The organism is Mesorhizobium sp. CA7, assembly GCF_020165015.1.
In the GTDB taxonomy this organism is placed as follows: domain Bacteria; phylum Pseudomonadota; class Alphaproteobacteria; order Rhizobiales; family Rhizobiaceae; genus Mesorhizobium.
This window is the reverse complement of record NZ_JAIUHH010000024.1, coordinates 1-17,596: the sequence shown is the minus strand read 5'-3', so window position 1 is coordinate 17,596 and position 17,596 is coordinate 1. Positions and strand designations below refer to the sequence as shown.

At 65.5% G+C, this 17,596-nt stretch carries 16 protein-coding genes and 1 pseudogene; 11 read left to right on the top strand and 6 right to left on the bottom strand.

All coding sequences use genetic code 11. The annotated features are described in order from the left end of the window. Nucleotides 1–4: 4 nt before the first annotated feature. From LB552_RS27365 to LB552_RS27345, 5 genes are all read left to right on the top strand, one after another. A complete protein-coding gene (locus LB552_RS27365) occupies nucleotides 5–202 on the top strand; it encodes a hypothetical protein (protein WP_095767926.1) in 198 nt (65 codons plus the stop codon). 130 nt (nucleotides 203–332) lie between these two features. Next, nucleotides 333–1,673 (top strand): PQQ-dependent sugar dehydrogenase, encoded by a 1,341-nt coding sequence (locus LB552_RS27360; RefSeq protein WP_224611245.1) that lies wholly within the window; start codon nucleotides 333–335, stop codon nucleotides 1,671–1,673. Between the two features lie 469 nt (nucleotides 1,674–2,142). Beyond that, nucleotides 2,143–2,760 (top strand): LysE family translocator, encoded by a 618-nt coding sequence (locus tag LB552_RS27355; protein ID WP_224611244.1) that lies wholly within the window; start codon nucleotides 2,143–2,145, stop codon nucleotides 2,758–2,760. 188 nt (nucleotides 2,761–2,948) lie between these two features. Next, complete coding sequence (cysK, locus tag LB552_RS27350) at nucleotides 2,949–3,929, top strand: cysteine synthase A (protein ID WP_140847075.1); 981 nt, start codon at nucleotides 2,949–2,951, stop codon at nucleotides 3,927–3,929. A gap of 109 nt (nucleotides 3,930–4,038) precedes the next feature. Then, nucleotides 4,039–4,662, top strand: coding sequence for a glutathione S-transferase family protein (locus tag LB552_RS27345; RefSeq protein WP_224611243.1), 624 nt, complete (start codon nucleotides 4,039–4,041; stop codon nucleotides 4,660–4,662). A gap of 295 nt (nucleotides 4,663–4,957) precedes the next feature. Here the strand turns inward: LB552_RS27345 and LB552_RS27340 are convergent, their stop codons facing one another. Then, the gene (locus LB552_RS27340; RefSeq protein WP_224611242.1) at nucleotides 4,958–6,205 is read right to left on the bottom strand and encodes an RNA polymerase sigma factor; all 1,248 of its coding nucleotides are present in this window, start codon (nucleotides 6,203–6,205) and stop codon (nucleotides 4,958–4,960) included. A gap of 10 nt (nucleotides 6,206–6,215) precedes the next feature. Continuing rightward, nucleotides 6,216–6,584 (bottom strand): YciI family protein, encoded by a 369-nt coding sequence (locus LB552_RS27335; protein WP_095770177.1) that lies wholly within the window; start codon nucleotides 6,582–6,584, stop codon nucleotides 6,216–6,218. Nucleotides 6,585–6,840: 256 nt separating this feature from the next. On the opposite strand from LB552_RS27335, the gene LB552_RS27330 reads away from it, so the two are divergent. The 3 genes from LB552_RS27330 (at nucleotide 6,841) to LB552_RS27320 (ending at nucleotide 10,533) form a co-directional block, all read left to right on the top strand. Next, complete coding sequence (locus LB552_RS27330; protein ID WP_224611241.1) at nucleotides 6,841–7,800, top strand: TAXI family TRAP transporter solute-binding subunit; 960 nt, start codon at nucleotides 6,841–6,843, stop codon at nucleotides 7,798–7,800. A gap of 232 nt (nucleotides 7,801–8,032) precedes the next feature. Continuing rightward, the gene (locus LB552_RS27325; RefSeq protein WP_224611240.1) at nucleotides 8,033–10,159 is read left to right on the top strand and encodes a TRAP transporter permease; all 2,127 of its coding nucleotides are present in this window, start codon (nucleotides 8,033–8,035) and stop codon (nucleotides 10,157–10,159) included. Next, nucleotides 10,156–10,533, top strand: a complete 378-nt coding sequence (locus LB552_RS27320; RefSeq protein ID WP_224526172.1) for a DUF1850 domain-containing protein — start codon at nucleotides 10,156–10,158, stop codon at nucleotides 10,531–10,533. Before LB552_RS27325 ends, LB552_RS27320 begins: the two co-directional genes overlap by 4 nt. A 44-nt stretch (nucleotides 10,534–10,577) precedes the next feature. On the opposite strand, the pseudogene LB552_RS27315 reads toward LB552_RS27320, so the two are convergent. From LB552_RS27315 to LB552_RS27305, 4 genes and pseudogenes are all read right to left on the bottom strand, one after another. Next, nucleotides 10,578–12,158 (bottom strand): annotated as a pseudogene (locus LB552_RS27315) (DUF4166 domain-containing protein); the annotation flags it as partial. Nucleotides 12,159–12,188: 30 nt separating this feature from the next. Next, nucleotides 12,189–12,635, bottom strand: a complete 447-nt coding sequence (locus LB552_RS27310; RefSeq protein ID WP_224611239.1) for a thiol-disulfide oxidoreductase DCC family protein — start codon at nucleotides 12,633–12,635, stop codon at nucleotides 12,189–12,191. Between the two features lie 68 nt (nucleotides 12,636–12,703). After that, a complete protein-coding gene (locus tag LB552_RS29720) occupies nucleotides 12,704–12,829 on the bottom strand; it encodes a hypothetical protein (protein WP_263481806.1) in 126 nt (41 codons plus the stop codon). A 2-nt stretch (nucleotides 12,830–12,831) separates the two neighbouring features. After that, a complete protein-coding gene (locus LB552_RS27305) occupies nucleotides 12,832–12,978 on the bottom strand; it encodes a hypothetical protein (protein ID WP_224611238.1) in 147 nt (48 codons plus the stop codon). A 398-nt stretch (nucleotides 12,979–13,376) separates the two neighbouring features. Between LB552_RS27305 and LB552_RS27300 the strand changes: the two genes are divergently transcribed. The 3 genes from LB552_RS27300 (at nucleotide 13,377) to ligD (ending at nucleotide 17,342) form a co-directional block, all read left to right on the top strand. Continuing rightward, a complete protein-coding gene (locus LB552_RS27300; RefSeq protein WP_095770182.1) occupies nucleotides 13,377–13,883 on the top strand; it encodes a ferritin-like domain-containing protein in 507 nt (168 codons plus the stop codon). Nucleotides 13,884–13,964: 81 nt separating this feature from the next. After that, nucleotides 13,965–14,828 carry a Ku protein gene (locus LB552_RS27295; protein WP_224611237.1) on the top strand — a complete coding sequence of 288 codons (864 nt, stop codon included), beginning with the start codon at nucleotides 13,965–13,967 and terminating at the stop codon, nucleotides 14,826–14,828. Nucleotides 14,829–14,840: 12 nt separating this feature from the next. Next, the gene (ligD, locus tag LB552_RS27290) at nucleotides 14,841–17,342 is read left to right on the top strand and encodes a DNA ligase D (RefSeq protein WP_224611236.1); all 2,502 of its coding nucleotides are present in this window, start codon (nucleotides 14,841–14,843) and stop codon (nucleotides 17,340–17,342) included. The last annotated feature ends 254 nt before the right edge of the window (nucleotides 17,343–17,596 follow it).

Sequence of the window (17,596 nt, the reverse complement as noted above, 5' to 3'; positions counted from 1 at the left end):
GAACATGGCGCTAGAATCGCTCAAGGCCCAGATCAGCCTGCTGCTCGAGGAGATGGTGAACCAGCCCGAGGACGAGCACGAGATCCAGGAGCAGCTGCGCGAGAAATTGAGGGAGATGCGCGCCATGGGCCTGCCCCTGCCGGCTGATCTCGTCGAATTGGAAAAGCGCCTAGACGACGATCTAGATGCCGAGGAGGCCTGAGGCCGGCGCTCTGTCAAATCGGCTTGCGCACGCTTCTCTTTTCGATCGTTAGCCCAATATGTTCTGTCTCCGGGGCCTTATCGACTGAGGCACCCGAAGGCAGGACATAGTGGCAGAGACGGAGAACAGCATGATGCGGATCGCCGGCCTTGCGGGCCTCGCGCTGGTTTTTGCCACGGCTGCCTTTGCGCAGCAGGCCGGTCAGCCCTTGCTCAGCGGCGAAAAAGCTTTCGGCGACTGGAAAGCCGACCGTCCGGGCGTGCGCCGGCTGCTGAAACCTGAGGATTTGCCGAAACCCGACATGACGGAGTCCGCTTCGAACGGCGGCGGCGTCACCGAGCGCCCCGAGGATGCGAAGCCAAAGCTTCCGCCTGGCTTTTCCGCCGAACTGATCGCATCCGGCATCGACAGTCCCCGCGTCGTGCGGGTGGCGCCGAACGGCGACCTCTTCGTTGCCGACAGCCGGGCGAACCAGGTGCGCGTCTATCGCCTGGCGGAAGGCAGCGCCAAGCCTACACAGGAGTCGATCTTCGCCAAGGGCATGACCCGGCCCTACGGCATCGCCTTTTATCCGCTGGGCGACAAGCCGCAATGGGTCTATGTTGCCAACAGCAACAGCGTCGTCCGCTTCCCCTATCGCGAGGGCGACCTGGAAGCGTCGGGCAAGCCGGAAACCATCGTCGCCAAAGTCCCCGCCAGCCACCACTGGACGCGCGACATCGCCTTCTCGCCCGACGGCAAGACGCTCTATCTGTCGGTCGGCTCCGGCTCCAATATCGCCGAGGACATGGGCGCGAAGCCGAAGGGCGGTGTCGAGGCGTGGACGAAATCGCAGCCGCTGGGCGAGGCCTGGGGTCCGGAACAGGGCCGCGCCGACGTGCTGGCCTTCGACCCCGACGGCAACAACCGCAGAACCGTCGCCACCGGCCTGCGCAACTGTTCCGGCATGACCATGCAGCCGGCGACGGGCGCGCTCTGGTGCGTCGTCAACGAGCGCGACGAGCTTGGCGACAACACCCCCTTCGAATACGCAACCGCGGTGAAGGAAGGCGCCTTCTATGGCTGGCCCTGGTATTATATCGGCGACAATGAGGACCCGCGCCACGAGGGCGCCCGCCCCGATCTCGCCGGCAAGGTCACGGTTCCGGACGTGCTGATGCAGGCGCATTCGGCGCCGCTCAACATCGCCTTCTATGATGGCGCCAACTTCCCGGCCGATTTTAAGGGCGACGCCTTCGTCACGCTGCACGGCTCGTGGAACCGCAATGTCCGCACCGGCTACAAGGTGGTGCGGCTGAGGTTCAAGGACGGCAAGCCGACCGGCGAATACGAGGACTTCGCCACCGGCTTCGTCATATCCGACGACGCGGTCTGGGGCCGGCCGGTCGGCGTCGCCGTTGCCAAGGACGGCGCGCTGATCGTCACGGAGGACGGCAATGGCACGATCTGGCGTGTTGCGTATGGTGGGTAGCTGTTCGACATAGGGGTTTTTAGAAGGTGCCGTCTTCGATGGACAAGGCTTTACCCGTTCATTTCTATGAAATCAGCGCAAACGTTGGCAACTAGCGGAAGCCGCCCCAACCTCGTCATTCCAGGGCGTAGCAGCCGCGCAGCGGCGTCGCGGAGACCCTGGAATCCATTCCGTGACCCTGATCATAGAACGCAGCGGAGCAGAATTCTGCACCGTTGCTACGCTTCGAGGTCACGGAATGGATCCTCGGGTCTGCGCGCGTCGCTTCGCTCCTTGCTCCGCCCGTGGATGACGAGGCCGGGCCGTTTCGGCCAATCTCCAAAGTGTACGGACTGCCAACAAGGGAACGCGCACTCCGTCGAGCTGGCGCAACGAATCCGCCGCGAGGGAATTACCAGTGGCCGGGCGTCATGATAAAAGCCCCGCTCCTCATCGATCCCTTCGGGGAATCATGCGCCAGGCCAGAACCATGACACTTACCGGATTCCTCACCTACAGCGCCGCGCTCGGCGTCGCCGCCGCCATTCCGGGCCCCGGCGTCACGGCGCTTGTCGCCCGCGCGCTCGGCTCCGGCTTCCGTTCCTCGCTTGCCATGTCGTTCGGCCTGATGCTCGGCGACCTCACCTATCTCACCGCCGTCGTGCTCGGGCTCGCCTTCGTCGCCCAGACCTTCGGCATGGTCTTCCTCGCCATCAAATGGGCCGGCGTTGCCTATCTCGCCTTCCTCGCCTGGCGCTTCTGGACCAGCGGCATCACGCCCGAGACCGTCGAGGCGCGGAAGGCCAAGGGCGGGCTGGTGTCGAGCTTCATCGCCGGGCTGACGGTGACGCTCGGCAATCCCAAGACGATGATCTTCTATCTCGCCATCACGCCGACCATCGTCGACCTGAAGACGATCACGCTCGCCGACTACGCCATCCTTGCGACGCTCACCGTGGCGGTTCTGTTCGTGGTGCTGGTGCCTTATTTGGCGCTCGCGGCCAAAGCGCGCTGGTTCCTGAAATCGCCGCGCGCGCTGAAGGTGCTGAACCGCACCGCCGCCGGCTTCATGATAGGCGCGGCTGCCGCCATAGCGGCGCGTCAATAGGTTCCAATCTCAACCGATCCCGGATTCGGCCAAACTATTCCTGAAACCCGGCGTGGCGGAAAATGCATTTCCGGTCCCGGGCGCTTTTGAGCAACCGCCCCACTCGGATATTTTCCAGCCTCAGCCTATCTTGCGCGGCTGAAAGCCTTATTCTGTCTGCCTGTGCCATTGCCTTGGGAGCGAAACCAATGAACAAGCCCGTCACCTCCGCGCGCGTGCCCGGCCGCGGCCGCGTCTTCAACTCGATCACGGAGACGATTGGCGACACGCCGCTGGTCAGGCTGGACAAGTTCGCCAAGGAAAAGGGCATCGTCGCCAACCTTCTGGCCAAGCTCGAATTCTTCAATCCGATCGCCTCCGTCAAGGACCGCATCGGCGTCGCCATGATCGAGGCGCTGGAGGAGGCCGGCAAGATTTCGCCCGGAAAGACCACGCTGATCGAGCCGACTTCCGGCAACACCGGCATCGCGCTCGCCTTCGCCGCCGCCGCCAAGGGCTACAAGCTGATCCTCACCATGCCGGAGACGATGTCGGTCGAGCGCCGCAAGATGCTGGCGCTGCTCGGCGCCGAGTTGGTGCTGACCGAAGGCCCGAAAGGCATGAAGGGCGCAATCGCCAAGGCCGACGAGCTCGCCGCGACGCTGCCCAACGCCATCATCCCGCAGCAGTTCGAAAATCCGGCCAACCCCGAAATCCACCGCCGCACCACGGCCGAGGAAATCTGGAACGACACCAATGGCGAAGTCGACATCTTCGTCGCCGGCATCGGCACAGGCGGCACTATCACCGGCGTCGGCCAGGTGCTGAAGAAGCGCAAGCCTTCGCTGCACGTCGTGGCGGTCGAGCCGGAAGCCTCGCCGGTTCTGTCGGGCGGCCAGCCCGGCCCACACAAGATCCAGGGCATCGGCGCAGGCTTTGCGCCCAAAATCCTCGACACCTCGATCTATGACGAGGTCGTCAGGGTCTCGAACGAGGATTCGGTCGCCAATGCGCGTCTCGTCGCCCGGCTCGAAGGCGTTCCGGTCGGCATCTCGTCGGGCGCGGCACTCCAGGCGGCAATCGTCGTCGGCTCTCGGCCGGAGAACAAGGGCAAGACCCTCGTCGTCGTCATCCCCTCCTTCGCCGAGCGCTATCTCTCGACCATCCTGTTCGACGGGCTGGGGGCCTGAACGGACTGGACCGCTGAAAAGGCGCCGGTGGCATTCGTCGGCGGCTTGAGGCAGGCGCCGCTTCCGGCTCATATCGCCGCCGGCCCAATCGGCCGGCGGGAGGATTTTCATGTACAAGCTCTATACGCGCCCAAACAGCGGCGGCTTCGTCGTCGAGGCGGCGCTTGCCATGGCCGGCGTGCCCTTCGAGCAGATCGACGTGCCCAAGAAGGATCCGCCGGATCCGGCCTTCCTCGCCATCAGCCCTTTGAACCAGGTGCCCGTGCTGATGCTGCCGGACGGTCATTCGTTGACCGAATCGGCGGCAATCTGCATCCTGCTTGCCGAACGCCACCCTGAAGCCTGTCTCGCGCCGCAAGCGGGCTCGCCCGCCCGCGCCGATTTCCTGCGCTGGCTGGCTTTCATGTCGTCGGTGCTCTACCCGGCGGTGCTGCGGCTCTATTATGCCCATCGCTACACCGCCGATGGCGACGGCCTGCAGCCGGTTAAGCAGGCGGCGGTCGCCGAGATGGATCGCGGCTTTGCCATTCTCGATCAGGCTTTGGCCGGCCGCGACTGGCTGGCCGGCAAGACGCTGTCGCTGGCGGACATCTACCTCGTCATGCTGGTGGCCTGGCATCCCGAGGTCCAGAAGGCGCGCGGCGCCTGGCCGAACATCGAACGCCTGTGGGCGAGGCTGCGCGAGAATGAGCTGATGCGCAAGCTGAACGCATCGCACGAGATGTGGGCCTAGGGCAATTCCAGGCAAGTGCGCAGCGGTTGCGCTGGCAGATCGCACGCCTTGGAGATTGGCCGAAACGGTCCGGCATCGTCATCCACGGGCGAAGCAAGGAGCGAAGCGACGCGCGCAGACCCGAGGATCCATTCCGTGACTTCGACGCGCCGCAACGGTGCAGAATTCTGCGCCGTTTGCATCCTTCGGCCAAGGTAACGGCATGGATTCTAGGGTCTGCGCGCGTCGCTTCGCTCCTTGCTCCGCCCTAGAATGACGAGGTCGGGAGGCTGCAGCCAATCTCCCTGGCATTGCCCTAATTCCTGACGAGCTTCGCCTTCTCGCCCTGCAGGAAACGCCGCAGCGCGGCGTCGCGCTCGAGGCCGATCGCGCGGTCGTAGGATTCTGCCGCCTGCTTGGTGTTGCCGAGCCTGGCCAACAGCCCGGCGCGGGCGGCCCAATAGGGCTGGTAGTCCTGCAGCCGCTTGTCGTCGCCCAGCACGTAAAGCGCCGCTAGGCCGGCCGTAGCGCCCTCGGTTTCGGCGATCGCCACCGCGCGGTTGATCGCCACCACGGGCGAGCCGGCCACGGCCTGCAGCGCGTCATACAGCTGGCGGATCGCCGCCCAGTCGGTGCCGCTGCCGCGCCGGCGCGCCGTATGGGCGGACTGCACGGCGGCCTCCAGCTGGTAGCGGCCGATGATGCCCCTTTGCGCGGCGCGCACCAGCAAGACCTCCGCCTCGTCGATCAGGCGGTCGTCCCAGAGCGCGATGTCCTGCTCGGCTAAAGGCACGAAATCCCCCTCCGGGCCGCGTCTCGCCGAGCGGCGCGCCTCGGCGAACAGCATCAGCGCCAGCAGCCCGAGCGCCTCCGGCTCGTCGGGCATCAACGAGGCGACCAGCCGTCCAAGCCAGATGCCTTCGGCGGCGAGATTGCGCCGGCGGCTGTCCGTGCCGGTCGGATCCGACCAGCCCTCGGCGAAGGTGGCGTAGATCGCTTCGAGCACCGCGCCCAGCCGCTCGCCCAGTTCCGCCTGCTCCGGCACGCGAAACGGAATCCCGGTCTCGCGGATGCGGGCTTTGGCCCGCACCAGCCGCTGGCCCATCGTCGCCGGCGAAACCAGGAAGGCCGAGGCGATCGTCGCGGCGTCGAAACCGAGGATCGTCTGCAGGATCAGCGGCGCGCGCACGCTGGCCTCGATCGCCGGATGGGCGCAGGCGAACATCAGCCGCAGTCGATCGTCGGGCAGGTCTTCGCCGCGCACGCGCTCCTCCATCTCCTCGGCGATCAGCTGCAGATGATCGCGCGCCGCCTCGCCGGTCAGGCGACGCCGCACGGCGTCCACGTCGCGCCGCCGCGCCACGGCGAGCAGCCAGGCTTCGGGCTGCGCCGGCACGCCGGTTCGCGGCCAGCGTTCGAGCGCGGCGGCGAAGGCATCGGCCAGCGCGTCCTCGGCGCCGGCGACATCGCGCGTGCGCGCCGCCAGCCAGGCGACCAGCTTGCCGTAGCTGCGCCGGGCGGCCGCTTCGGCGGCCGCCCGCGCGATCTGCGAGCGATCATGCATCGTAGGATGGCTATGCGGCTGCTACGTATTCAGCCATTTCCCAGATCGGCCGCAGCTCGACCGTGCCGGTGCTGGACGCGGGGCAGCGCGCGGCCCATTCGATGGCCGTGTCGATGTCGGCCGCCTCGATCATATAGAAGCCGGCCAGTTGCTCCTTGGTGTCGGCATAGGGGCCGTCGAGCACGTTGGTCTTGCCGTTCGCCATCCGTACCGCGGTGGCCGCCTGCGTCGGGCGCAGCCGCTCGCCGGCGATGTACGCGCCGGATTTCTTCAGCGCCTCGGTATAGGCGCCATAGGCCGCGAGCACCTGCTGGGTCTGCTCCTTCGACACGTTCGCCATCGCGGCCTCGTCATTGTAGATCAAAAGCATGTAACGCATGGAAGTTCTCCCGTTTTCTTGAAGGCCGCATCGTCGCGTGCCGACCTATGTCGTGCGGCATCGACCGATTTCGACAGGCGCCGGAAAAATCTTTCGCCCCCAAAGCCATCGAGCGCAAGCCGTCGTTCGCCGCTACTCAACCATTGGTCTAACGCACGCAATTGCGGGTTGGCATTTGCCTTGCGCCGTCTAAACTCGTCGCAGGCTCGCCAGGAGGGGCGGATTGCGGGCCGACATTTTCAGGGAGGAAATCGCGATGTTCAATTTCAGGACCAAATCTATTGCCGCCGGCGCGCTGGCCTTGTCGCTCGGCCTTGGCGCCGTGTCGGCCGGGGCGCAGGAATTCATCAATGTGCTCACCGGCGGCACGTCCGGCGTCTACTATCCGCTCGGCGTCGCCCTGTCGGAGATCTACGGCAAGGGCATCGAGGGCTCGCGCACCCAGGTTCAGGCGACCAAGGCTTCGGTCGAGAACCTCAACCTGCTGCAGCAGGGCAAGGGCGAGATCGCCTTTGCGCTCGGCGATTCCGTCAAGATGGCCGCCGAGGGCAATACGGAGGCCGGCTTCCCGGGCAAGCTCGACAAGCTGCGCGGCATTGCCGCGATCTATCCCAACTACATCCAGATCGTCGCCAGCCAGGACTCCGGCATCAAGACGCTCGCCGACCTCAAGGGCAAGAGCCTGTCGGTCGGCGCGCCCGCCTCCGGCACCGAGCTCAACGCGCGCGCCATCTTCGCCGCCGCCGGCCTAAAATACGAGGATCTCGGGCGGGTCGAGTATCTGCCCTTCGCCGAGTCGGTCGAGTTGATCAAGAATCGCCAGCTCGATGCCACCTTGCAGTCTGCCGGCCTCGGCGTCGCTTCCATCCGCGATCTCGCGACCTCGGTTCCCATCAATGTCGTCGCCGTGCCGGCCGAGGACGTCGCCAAGATCGGCGCGCCCTATCTGTCGGTGGTCATCCCGAAAGGCACCTATGAAGGCCAGGCGGAAGATGTCGCGACCGCCGCGGTCGGCAATTTCCTGATTACCCGCGCCGACGTCTCCGACGAGACCGCCTACCAGATGACCAAGCTGCTGTTCGAACATCTCGACCAACTGGTGGCCGCCCATGCCGCCGCCAAGGCGATCGATCCGGCCAAGGCGCTGGACGGCATGCCGGTGGCGCTGCATCCCGGCGCGGAGCGCTATTACAAGGAAAAAGGGCTGCTGAAGTAGAAAGAGTGGTGCGACTAGCTGAGATGTCTTCGCCAAGCACCCCCCTCTGGCCTGCCGGCCATCTCCCCCTCAAGGGGGGAGATTGGCTGTCGCCGCGCGCTTCGCCAATCGCCGATGTAGCAGGAAGAGCGCCGTCATTGACGCTTCCGATCTCCCCCCTTGCGGGGGAGATGCCCGGCAGGGCAGAGGGGGGTGCCTCGCACTGTCATTCGTTCGTCTTGGAGCCCGTCGGATGAGCGAAGCCAAGCCCGCAACAACAAGCGACGGCAACCCGCCCACGTTCCATCTTCCCGTCGCCGAGGAACAAGTCGAAGGTCTGCCGTCCGGTTTTGGCGAAGGCCTCGCCGGCAAGGCGGCCTTCCTGATTGCGGTCGCCTTTTCCGCCTTCCAGATCTACATCGCCGCTTATGGCAGCCTGCCCAGCCAGGTGGTGCGGGCCATGCATGTCGGCTTCCTGCTGCTGCTCGGTTTCGGCCTGATCGCCAATCTGCGCGCCAGGAGCGCCGCGGCGAAGGTGGGCTTCTGGGTGCTTGGCGTGCTGGGATTCGCCACCGGCCTCTACAATTGGGTCTTCTATGCCGACCTCATCCGCCGCTCCGGCTTCCTCACCACGCCGGACCTGATCGTCGGCGCACTGCTGGTGGTGCTGGTCTTCGAGGCGGCGCGGCGGCTGATGGGCCTGCCGCTGGCGGTCATCGCCTTCATCTTCCTCGCCTATTGCTTCGTCGGCAATCATTTGCCGCCGCCCTTCATCCATCGCGGCTATGATTTCGCGCAGCTTGTCGACACCTTCGCCTATGGCACAGAAGGCATATACGGCACGCCGGTCTATGTTTCGGCCGCCTATATCTTCATCTTCGTCGTCTTCGCCGCCTTCCTTGAACGGGCCGGCATGATCGCGCTGTTCAACGATTTCGCGCTCGGTCTCGTCGGTTCGTGGCGCGGCGGCCCGGCCCAGGTCTGCGTGCTGTCCTCGGCGCTGATGGGCACCATCTCCGGTTCGGGCGTCGCCAATGTCGTCGCCAGCGGCCAGTTCACCATCCCGCTGATGAAGCGCTACGGCTTCCGCTCCGCCTTCGCCGGCGCGGTCGAGGCGACCTCCTCGATGGGCGGCCAGATCATGCCGCCGGTGATGGGAGCCGTCGCCTTCATCATGGCCGAGACCCTGAACATCCCTTACGCCGAGGTGGTCAAGGCGGCGGTCATCCCGGCGCTGCTCTATTTCGGCGCCTGCTTCTGGCAGGTGCATCTGGAGGCCGGCAAGGCCGGCCTGCACGGCATGGCCAAGGCGGAGTTGCCCAATCCCTGGGAAGCGGTCAGGAAGCACTGGCCGCTCGTGCTGCCGCTCGCGGTGCTGGTCTATCTGCTGTTTGCCGGTTACACGCCGATCTTCGCCGGCACGATGGGCCTTGCGCTGACCGTCGTGCTCATCCTCGGCACGCCGCTGGCAGCCTTGATCGGGCCGCTCGCCTTTCGCTTCGTCTTCTGGCTGGCGATCGGTCTTGCGGCGGCATCCTTCATGCGCTTCGGCGTCAATGTGCTGAGCCTCGTCATCGCGGCGCTCGTTATCGCCTGCCTCGCCTTCAAGGGCGGGCGCGAGACGCTGCGCATTTGCGTCGATTCGCTTGCCGAAGGGGCGAAGAACGCCCTGCCCGTCGGCATCGCCTGCGCCATCGTCGGCATCGTCATCGGCACGCTGACGCTCACCGGCATCGCCTCCACCTTCATCGGTTGGATCATCTCCATCGGCGAGAACAATCTGTTCCTGTCGCTGGTGTTGACCATGCTCACCTGCTTGGTTCTCGGCATGGGCATTCCGACCATCCCGAATTACATCATCACCTCCTCGCTTGCCGGCCCGGCGCTGCTTTCGCTCGGCGTGCCGCTGGTGGTCAGCCACATGTTCGTCTTCTATTTCGGCATCATGGCGGACCTGACCCCGCCGGTGGCGCTCGCCGCCTTTGCCGCAGCACCCATGGCCAAGGAAAGCGGCCTCAAGATCGGCATCCAGGCAACCAAGCTCGCCATTGCCGGCTTCGTCGTGCCGTTCATGGCCGTCTACACGCCGGCGCTGATGCTGCAGGACGCCGGTCCCATCGCGGCGTCGTTCGGCTACCCCGTCGAGGTCGGCTATGTCCTCATCAAAGCCTGCATGGGCATCGTGCTCTGGGGCGCCGCCGCCGTCGGCTTCCTCGCCCGCCGCATGGCCTGGTGGGAGCGTCTCGTCGCGTTCTGCGCCGGCCTGCTGCTGGTGGCCGCATTGCCGCTCACCGACGAGACCGGCTGGGCGCTGGCGTTTGTCTGGATCGGCTGGCACTGGTGGCGCGCCCGCCGGCTGTCCACGGCCGGGACCGCATGAGCCTGTGCATCCTCGCCGCCGGCAAGACGGTGACGCTTGCCGTCGCGGCCTTCACGCTGTCCTGGACGCATTCGGTGGAACGGACGCGCTGGCAGGAGGATTGGAAAGTGTTGCCGGCCGGGCTGCAGGTCGTCGAGGCGCGGGTCAAGGGCTCCGGCGCCGGCATGGAGCCGCCGGAGGGCTCGATGCTGCGCAGCGGCTGGTGGGTCTATGCGCCGCGGATAGGACCCCAGCCGCGCCTGGTGCTCGCGGCGTCCGGCGCCACCGGGAAGGGTTGGACGCTGTGCACGGCCGCCGGCTGCCGCGAATTGGGCGAGACGGCCGGCGAACCCACCGTGCTCGAACCGTGCGACGGCTCGAGCCAGCCGCGGTAGCGCACGATCAGCCCGGCGACCGGGTGCGATATCTCGACATGGAAGCGGAAGCGGCCGTCCTCGACGGTTTCGTACGCGGTCGAGCGCGGACAAAGCCACATCGGCAGCGGCAGGCCGAGAAAGCTCCAGCGGCGCAGCACGAGCGACAGGCGGTTCTTGCCCGCCACCAATGCCATGGCGAAGGTGAGCGGGCCGAAGCGCTCGCAAAGCAGCCGCTCCGATCGGCCACGCCCGGCAAACTGCCGGCTCGAAAAACCGTGCGCTGCGAAAGTCCGCGTCCAGGTCTCACCGTGCCCGTCGGCAGCGAAACGCACCTTGACGGGGACATCGGCCGCGCCAGGTGGGAAGCCGGCCATGCGGGCGGCAAGCCGGCTAAGAATACCGCTACCGCGCTCCACGCTGGCGCGTCCGTCCGCCATCGCAGCTCCCTCATGCATGGCGCGGATTTCGGCCGGAAGGCTTTTCCATCCATCGCCGAGCAGATCGGGATAGAGCGCCTTCCCCTTGCCGGCGTCGTCCCTGAAGCCGGTGTAGATCGCCTTGCCGGCGAACAGCGCTTCATAGTCCGTGAGCTCGACGTCGTGCACCGCCGCCCGCGCGCCCGGCCCGGGCATGCGGTCGTCGAGCGCCTTGCAGATGATCGCCGCGACCGCCATGGACGGGATCAGCGGCCCGTCATCGCCCTCGGCCAACAGGTGCCAGGACCGCTTGTTTGGTCTGCCCTCTGCATCTGCGCCGTCGACCTCGACGAACATACCGCCGCGATGCTCGCCCCATGACAGCCGGTTGGTCGCCCAATGCATCAGCGGCGCCAGCGGCGACAACGACCGCACCAGGCCAGCGCGGACCAGCCAAGCCAGGCCGATCAGCGCCCGGTGCAGCAGCTCGGGCACCGGGCCGGCGCCCATCCAGATCATCTTCGTTTCCGGCCACAACGCCTGCAGCGCGCGCAAATCCGGCACGTCGACCAGCGAGAACAGCGTGTTTCCCAACGGCACGCGCCCTGGCGGCGCGATCGTATAGCGCATCTGCCCGGTGAGCGGATAACCTTCGGCCGGTCTGCCGCCCCGCAGCATCTGCACCGGCCGGCCGGCATAGCTTGCAATGGCGCGGATGACGTTCTCGCCGACGCCGGCGAAGGGCGACGGTGCGATGCTGTCGACGCGCGCCATGCCGGCCGAAAGGCGCCGCACGACCGCCGCCGTCAGCACAGGAAAGCTCGACACGCCGGAGAGCACCATCACGCCGGCCGCCTTAGCCGCCGCGTCGAAGGCTGATACCCCGGCGACGAAGTCCGAACCGTCGGCAAGGTCGAGATAGTGGATGCGCGCACCGATACAGGCTTGGACCAGCCGGTAGCGCCCCTCGCCATAGGCCTGGAACGGACCGCTGGCGTCGACCACGATGTCGGGCAGCATGCCGGCGAGTTGCGCGGCAAGGTCGCCGTCGCGGTCGAATGCCGTCGGCACAAGCCTGGCCTCGGTCGCGCCCCGTCCTTTGCAGTAAGCCTCGGCCCTGGCGAGCGACCGGCCGGCGATGATGAGCTCGAGGCGTGGCTCGTTCTCCAGCAATCGGACGATGCGTCCGCCGAAGGTGCCGTAGCCGCCGACGATGAGAAGCTTCATGCCTTGCCCCCAAGCCTGCCGTAACCGCCGTCAGCCGATCAATCGCTCCCGCAACTCGGCCGAGGGTATCTCGCAACTGTCTTTCCGGCCGAACAGCGCGTAGCGGTTCTTGGCGACGCGGTCATAGAGCCAGTCGCGCAGCGGCCGCGGCAGGATGAGCAGCGCCTTCGCGGCGCGCCATGGCCAGCCGAGCGCGTCCATGACGGCGACGAAACTGTCGAGCTTGGTGAAGGCCGCGCCGTCGATGATGGCAAGGTTGCTGTCGTAGTCGTCGGTCGGCAGGCCGTGCTCGCGAAACAGCGCCTCGCCGAGCGGCGACTGCGCGGTGGCGAAGCGGAAACGTCTTTTCCGGTCGAGCTTGAGGATGAGCTGAACGAAGCCCGAGCAGAACACGCAGACGCCGTCGAACACGATCAGCGGCTGGCGGGCGTCATAGGCCCGGCGCGGCAAGATGGGACGTTCGGGCAGGTCGGTCATGGCGGCCCCGGCTGCTTGTGACCCTAGACTCTGAGCTAGGGGAGACACTAAGGCAGCCGCCGGCGGCGTCAAAGTCGCGGCGTTGTCGCACGCCAGTTGCCGGCGAGCGTCAACCGCTCGGCGCGATAGGTGGTGGCGCGCTGGTCGGCGGCCGGCCGGCAGATGCGGCCATGGTGGGCTCGTTCGCGGGTCATGATCAGTTCACGCCGACGCCCAGCGAGTTGCCGCGGCGCGCGCAGGCCGGGCCTGGGCCGCGCATGTAATAGCGCTCCGGCCGATAGGTCGGCGCGACGAATTCACGAATGGCTGCGGCATAGCCGGCGATGTGACTCCAGAAGTTCATTTTACCTGGTCCCTGTCCCGCTTTCGGATGTCCCGTCCGAATTGTTCGAGAGCATAGCGTCGAGGCGTGAATAGTCGGTGAACGTGATGTTAATTTCTGGTCCGAAACACGTTGCTTCGTGGCGGGATTGCGGCTGATTCGGGGTCTTTCGGCGCCTTTCGTCGCGATTCCGCTCCGTGTGACTTTTGCATCACATATGTTTCGTTCCGATGTCGCTTGCGCGCGCATCTGTTTCACGTCCGGCCGGTGACAGGGAATTTCCTTTCGTGCGCCTGGTCGGGCAGGAACCTGTCCCGGAACACGACGTTGACCCCTCAAGGCCGGGGGCGAACCGGCCGTGTTGGCGGCCCTCTGCCGCGCAACTTCCCGACAATGCGAAACATGGAAAGGCAACCGCCATGGGCTTCTTTTCGAAAGACATCAAGACGCTGGACGACCTCTTCATCCACACGCTGCGCGACATCTATTATGCCGAGAAGCAGATCGAGAAATCGCTGCCGAAAATGATCGACAAGGCGACCGATCCGCAATTGAAGGGCGGCTTCGAGAAGCATCTCGCGCAGACCAAAGGTCACATCGAGCGGGTCGAGCAGGTGTTCGAGCTGCACGGCGTCAAGGCCAAGACCGTCAATTGCCCGGCCATCGACGGCATCCTCGCGGAGGCTGACGAAGTTAGCGGCGATGTCGACGACAAGGAGGTTCTGGACGCTGCGCTGATCGCCTCCGCCCAGGCCGTCGAGCACTATGAGATAACGCGCTACGGCACGCTGATCGCCTGGGCCAAGCAGCTCGGCCGCAGCGACTGCGCCAACGTGCTGGCCAAGAACCTCAAGGAAGAAGAGGCGACGGACCGCAAGCTCACCGAGATCGCGGAAAGCAAGGTCAACCTGCAGGCCGCCGAATAGCAGGCTGCGTGGCCAGCCCTCCCGGAACCCAAGCGAACCCCTGTCCGTTGCGATTGAAACCGCATCGCGCAGGAGTTCGCAATGGCACCACGCCCGGCTTGGAAGGGCTATCTCAAACTGTCGCTGGTCACATGCGCCATCGAGCTCACCAACGTCGTGACCCATGCCGAGAAAGTCTCTTTCCGCATCCTCAACCGCAAGACCGGTAATACCGTGAAGCGCATCTATGTCGATGCGGGCACCGGCAAGCCGCTTGAAGAGGGCGACGAGGTCAAGGGCTATGAGGTGAGCGACGGCGACTTCGTCCATATCGAGGAGGACGAGATCGAGGCGGTGCAGATCGAATCCTCGCACACGATGAGCCTCGACGGCTTCGTCGAGAAATCCTCGATCGAGCAGATCTACCTCGACACGCCCTACTATGTTTCCCCGGCCGACGAAGTGTCGCAAGAAGCCTTCGCTGTCATCCGCGACGCGATGGCGGCCAGGAAGATGGCGGGGCTTGCGCGCATCGTGCTTTATCGGCGCGAGCGGCCGGTGGCGATCGAGCCGCTCGGCAAGGGCATGGTGCTGACGACCTTGCGCTACGACGACACGGTGCGCCGGCCGGCGACGGTGTTCGAGGATATCGCGGCGGCGAAGACCGACAAGGAGATAATCGACCTGGCCCAGCACATCATCGACGGCAAGAAGACGAAGTTCGACCCGTCGAAATTCGACGACCGCTACGAGGAGGCGCTGCTTGAGCTGATCCGCGCCAAAAAGGCGGGCAAGAAGGCGCCCAAGGCCAAGGCGCAGCCAAAGCCGTCCAACGTGGTCAACCTGTTCGATGCGCTGAAGAAGAGCCTGAACGCGGAAGGCGGCGGCAAAGCCGGCAAGGCCACATCGAAAGCGGCGGCCGGGAAAAGCAAGAGCAAGGCCGCGCCAAAACGCAGATCCGCATAGGAGGATGGCGGCATGGCTGGCCTCGAGCAGTATCACGCCAAGCGCGACTTCAAGAAGACCGCCGAGCCGGCCGGCAAGGTCGGCAGGCAAAAGCAAGGCGGCGGCATCTTTGTCGTCCAGAAGCATGCCGCCACGCGGCTCCATTATGATTTCCGGCTTGAGCATGACGGCGTCTTGTGGAGCTGGGCGGTGACGCGCGGCCCGAGCCTCGATCCGCATGAGAAGCGGCTGGCCGTGCATGTCGAAGATCACCCGATCGACTACGCGTCTTTCGAAGGCACCATTCCGAAGGGCCAATATGGCGGCGGCTCGGTGATCGTCTGGGACGAAGGCAAGTGGACGCCGGATGGCGATCCGGCCAAGGGCATGAAGAAGGGCCATATCGACTTCGAGCTTGAGGGCCACAAGCTCAACGGCCGCTGGCATCTGGTCAGGCTGCGGCCCCGCCCGGGCGAGAAGCGCGACAACTGGCTGCTGATCAAATCCGACGATGCCGCCGCCCGGCCCGGCGAGGATGTTCTCGAGGAGGAACCGAAATCGGTGAAGTCGGGCCTGACCATTGAGGAGGTGGGCGAAGGCAAGACCGCCAGGGGGCAGACACCGAAAGTCTGGCAATCCAACAGGCCGGCTGCCGCCAAGACCAAGGCCGGGCCTGGCAAGCGTCTCGAATTCATCGAGCCGCAGCTGGCGACGCTGGAAAAGGATGCGCCCGCCGGCGAGGACTGGCTGCATGAAGTCAAATTCGACGGCTACCGCATGCAGGCGCAGATCGCCGGCAGCGAGGTCAGACTGCTCACCCGCGCCGGCCTCGACTGGACCGGGAAATTCGAGGGGCCGGTCACCGCCGCGCTGGCCAAATTGAAATGCCGCGACGCCATCATCGATGGCGAGATCGTGGTGCTGGCAGACAGTGGCGTGTCGTCCTTCCCGATGCTGCAGGCGGATCTGTCGGCGCGCCGCGCCGACCGCTTCATCTATTACGTCTTCGACTTGATGAGGCTCAATGGCGAGGATCTGCGCCGAGAGCCGCTGGTCGAGCGCAAGCAAGCCCTGGCTGAGCTGCTCGGCGAGCAGCCCGAAAATTCGGCGCTGCGCTTCAGCGACCATTTCCACGAGCCCGGCAAGGTGATGCTGCAACATGTTTGCCGCATGGGCCTGGAAGGCGTGGTCTCGAAGCGCGCCGACGCGCCCTATCGCAGCGGGCGCGGCCTCACATGGATCAAGTCGAAATGCACGCTCAGGCAAGAGTTCGTCATCGGCGGCTATCTGCCTTCCGACAAGACGGGCCGCGGCCTGCGCTCGCTGCTGGTCGGCTTCAACGAAGGCGGCAAGCTGCATTACGCCGGCCGTGTCGGTACCGGCTTTTCCGGCAAGGTGATGACGGATCTGAAAAAGAAGCTCGATAGCCTTGAGACGAAGACCTCGCCTTTCTCGACGGCGGTGCCCAAGGGCAAGGACCTCACCTTCGTCAAGCCGGAACTTGTCGGCGAGGTGGAGTTCCGCAGCTGGACTTCCGACCGTATAATCCGGCACGCCTCGTTCCAGGGGTTGCGCGAGGACAAGCCGGCGGAGGAAGTCGTGCAGGAACAGCCGAAGAAGGCCGAAACCGGGGCGAAGCCGGGTGCAAAGACCGCGCCGAAACCCTCGGCCGGAACGGCGAAGACCTCGATCAAGCTCTCGCATCCCGACAAGCTGCTATGGCCCGACGAAAAGGTTTCCAAGCGGGACCTGCTCGATCATTACGCGCTGGTCTGGCCGCGCATGGCAGAATTCGTCGTCAACCGGCCGCTGAGCCTGGTGCGCGCGCCGGACGGCATCCACGGCCAGCGCTTCTTCCAGAAACACGCCTCGCCCGGCATGAGCGACAAGATCGCCAGGATGAACGATCCGACCGACGGCGAGGAGATACTGTTCATCAAGGATTTCGACGGGCTGGCGGCGCTTGTCCAGTACGGCGTGGTCGAGGTGCATATCTGGGGCTCGACGATCGATAAGCTGGAAAAGCCGGACCAGATCATCTTCGATCTCGATCCCGATGAAGGCGTCGATGTCGGCCGCGTGCGCGAGGCGGCGCTCGACATCCACGAGCAGCTCAACGAGCTGTCGCTGCCGAACCTGGTCAAGACCTCAGGCGGCAAGGGCTATCACGTGCTGGTGCCGCTGAAGCCGTCGGCGGAGTGGGACGAGGTCAAGGATTTCGCGCATGATTTCGCCCGCGCGCTCGAGCAGGCCGCGCCCGACCGCTACACGGCGACGCTGTCGAAGAAGGCGCGCGCCGGCAAGATCTTCGTCGACTATCTGCGCAACGGCAGGGGCTCGACCACCGTCGCGCCCTATTCCTCGCGCGCCAAGAAGGGCGCGACGATATCGATGCCGGCGACCTGGCCGGAGATAAAGAAGGGCCTGGCGCCGAATGCGTTCCCGCTTGGGGATGCTTCCACGCTGGCACAGCTGAAGAAGGCCGATCCGTGGAAGGAGTTCTTCAAGCTGGGGAAGCCACTGAAGCGGGGGTAGGTTTGCGTGGACGGCAGAGCCGGCAAAGCCGCGATCCTTCGCGCCCCCCTCTGGCCTGCCGGCCATCTCCCCCTCTAGGGGGGAGATTAATCGCTCAGCCGGTTTCGCCAATCTCCAACGTTGCAAGAATGGCGGAGCGCCAGAACTGCCAATCTCCCCCCTTGAGGGGGAGATGGCCGGCAGGCCAGAGGGGGGCGCCTCGCGCCGACATTGCGAAGGTATCGCTTGCGCGTGACCCTACGCCAGAAACACCC

Excerpts from the sequence above, each read along its gene's own strand:
- LB552_RS27365 (WP_095767926.1), top strand. The coding sequence starts at position 5 with ATGGCGCTAGAATCGCTCAAGGCCCAGATCAGCCTGCTGCTCGAGGAG.
- LB552_RS27360 (WP_224611245.1), top strand. The coding sequence starts at position 333 with ATGATGCGGATCGCCGGCCTTGCGGGCCTCGCGCTGGTTTTTGCCACG.
- LB552_RS27355 (WP_224611244.1), top strand. The coding sequence starts at position 2,143 with ATGACACTTACCGGATTCCTCACCTACAGCGCCGCGCTCGGCGTCGCC.
- cysK (WP_140847075.1), top strand. The coding sequence starts at position 2,949 with ATGAACAAGCCCGTCACCTCCGCGCGCGTGCCCGGCCGCGGCCGCGTC.
- LB552_RS27345 (WP_224611243.1), top strand. The coding sequence starts at position 4,039 with ATGTACAAGCTCTATACGCGCCCAAACAGCGGCGGCTTCGTCGTCGAG.
- LB552_RS27340 (WP_224611242.1), bottom strand. The coding sequence starts at position 6,205 with ATGCATGATCGCTCGCAGATCGCGCGGGCGGCCGCCGAAGCGGCCGCC.
- LB552_RS27335 (WP_095770177.1), bottom strand. The coding sequence starts at position 6,584 with ATGCGTTACATGCTTTTGATCTACAATGACGAGGCCGCGATGGCGAAC.
- LB552_RS27330 (WP_224611241.1), top strand. The coding sequence starts at position 6,841 with ATGTTCAATTTCAGGACCAAATCTATTGCCGCCGGCGCGCTGGCCTTG.
- LB552_RS27325 (WP_224611240.1), top strand. The coding sequence starts at position 8,033 with ATGAGCGAAGCCAAGCCCGCAACAACAAGCGACGGCAACCCGCCCACG.
- LB552_RS27320 (WP_224526172.1), top strand. The coding sequence starts at position 10,156 with ATGAGCCTGTGCATCCTCGCCGCCGGCAAGACGGTGACGCTTGCCGTC.
- LB552_RS27310 (WP_224611239.1), bottom strand. The coding sequence starts at position 12,635 with ATGACCGACCTGCCCGAACGTCCCATCTTGCCGCGCCGGGCCTATGAC.
- LB552_RS29720 (WP_263481806.1), bottom strand. The coding sequence starts at position 12,829 with ATGACCCGCGAACGAGCCCACCATGGCCGCATCTGCCGGCCGGCCGCC.
- LB552_RS27305 (WP_224611238.1), bottom strand. The coding sequence starts at position 12,978 with ATGAACTTCTGGAGTCACATCGCCGGCTATGCCGCAGCCATTCGTGAA.
- LB552_RS27300 (WP_095770182.1), top strand. The coding sequence starts at position 13,377 with ATGGGCTTCTTTTCGAAAGACATCAAGACGCTGGACGACCTCTTCATC.
- LB552_RS27295 (WP_224611237.1), top strand. The coding sequence starts at position 13,965 with ATGGCACCACGCCCGGCTTGGAAGGGCTATCTCAAACTGTCGCTGGTC.
- ligD (WP_224611236.1), top strand. The coding sequence starts at position 14,841 with ATGGCTGGCCTCGAGCAGTATCACGCCAAGCGCGACTTCAAGAAGACC.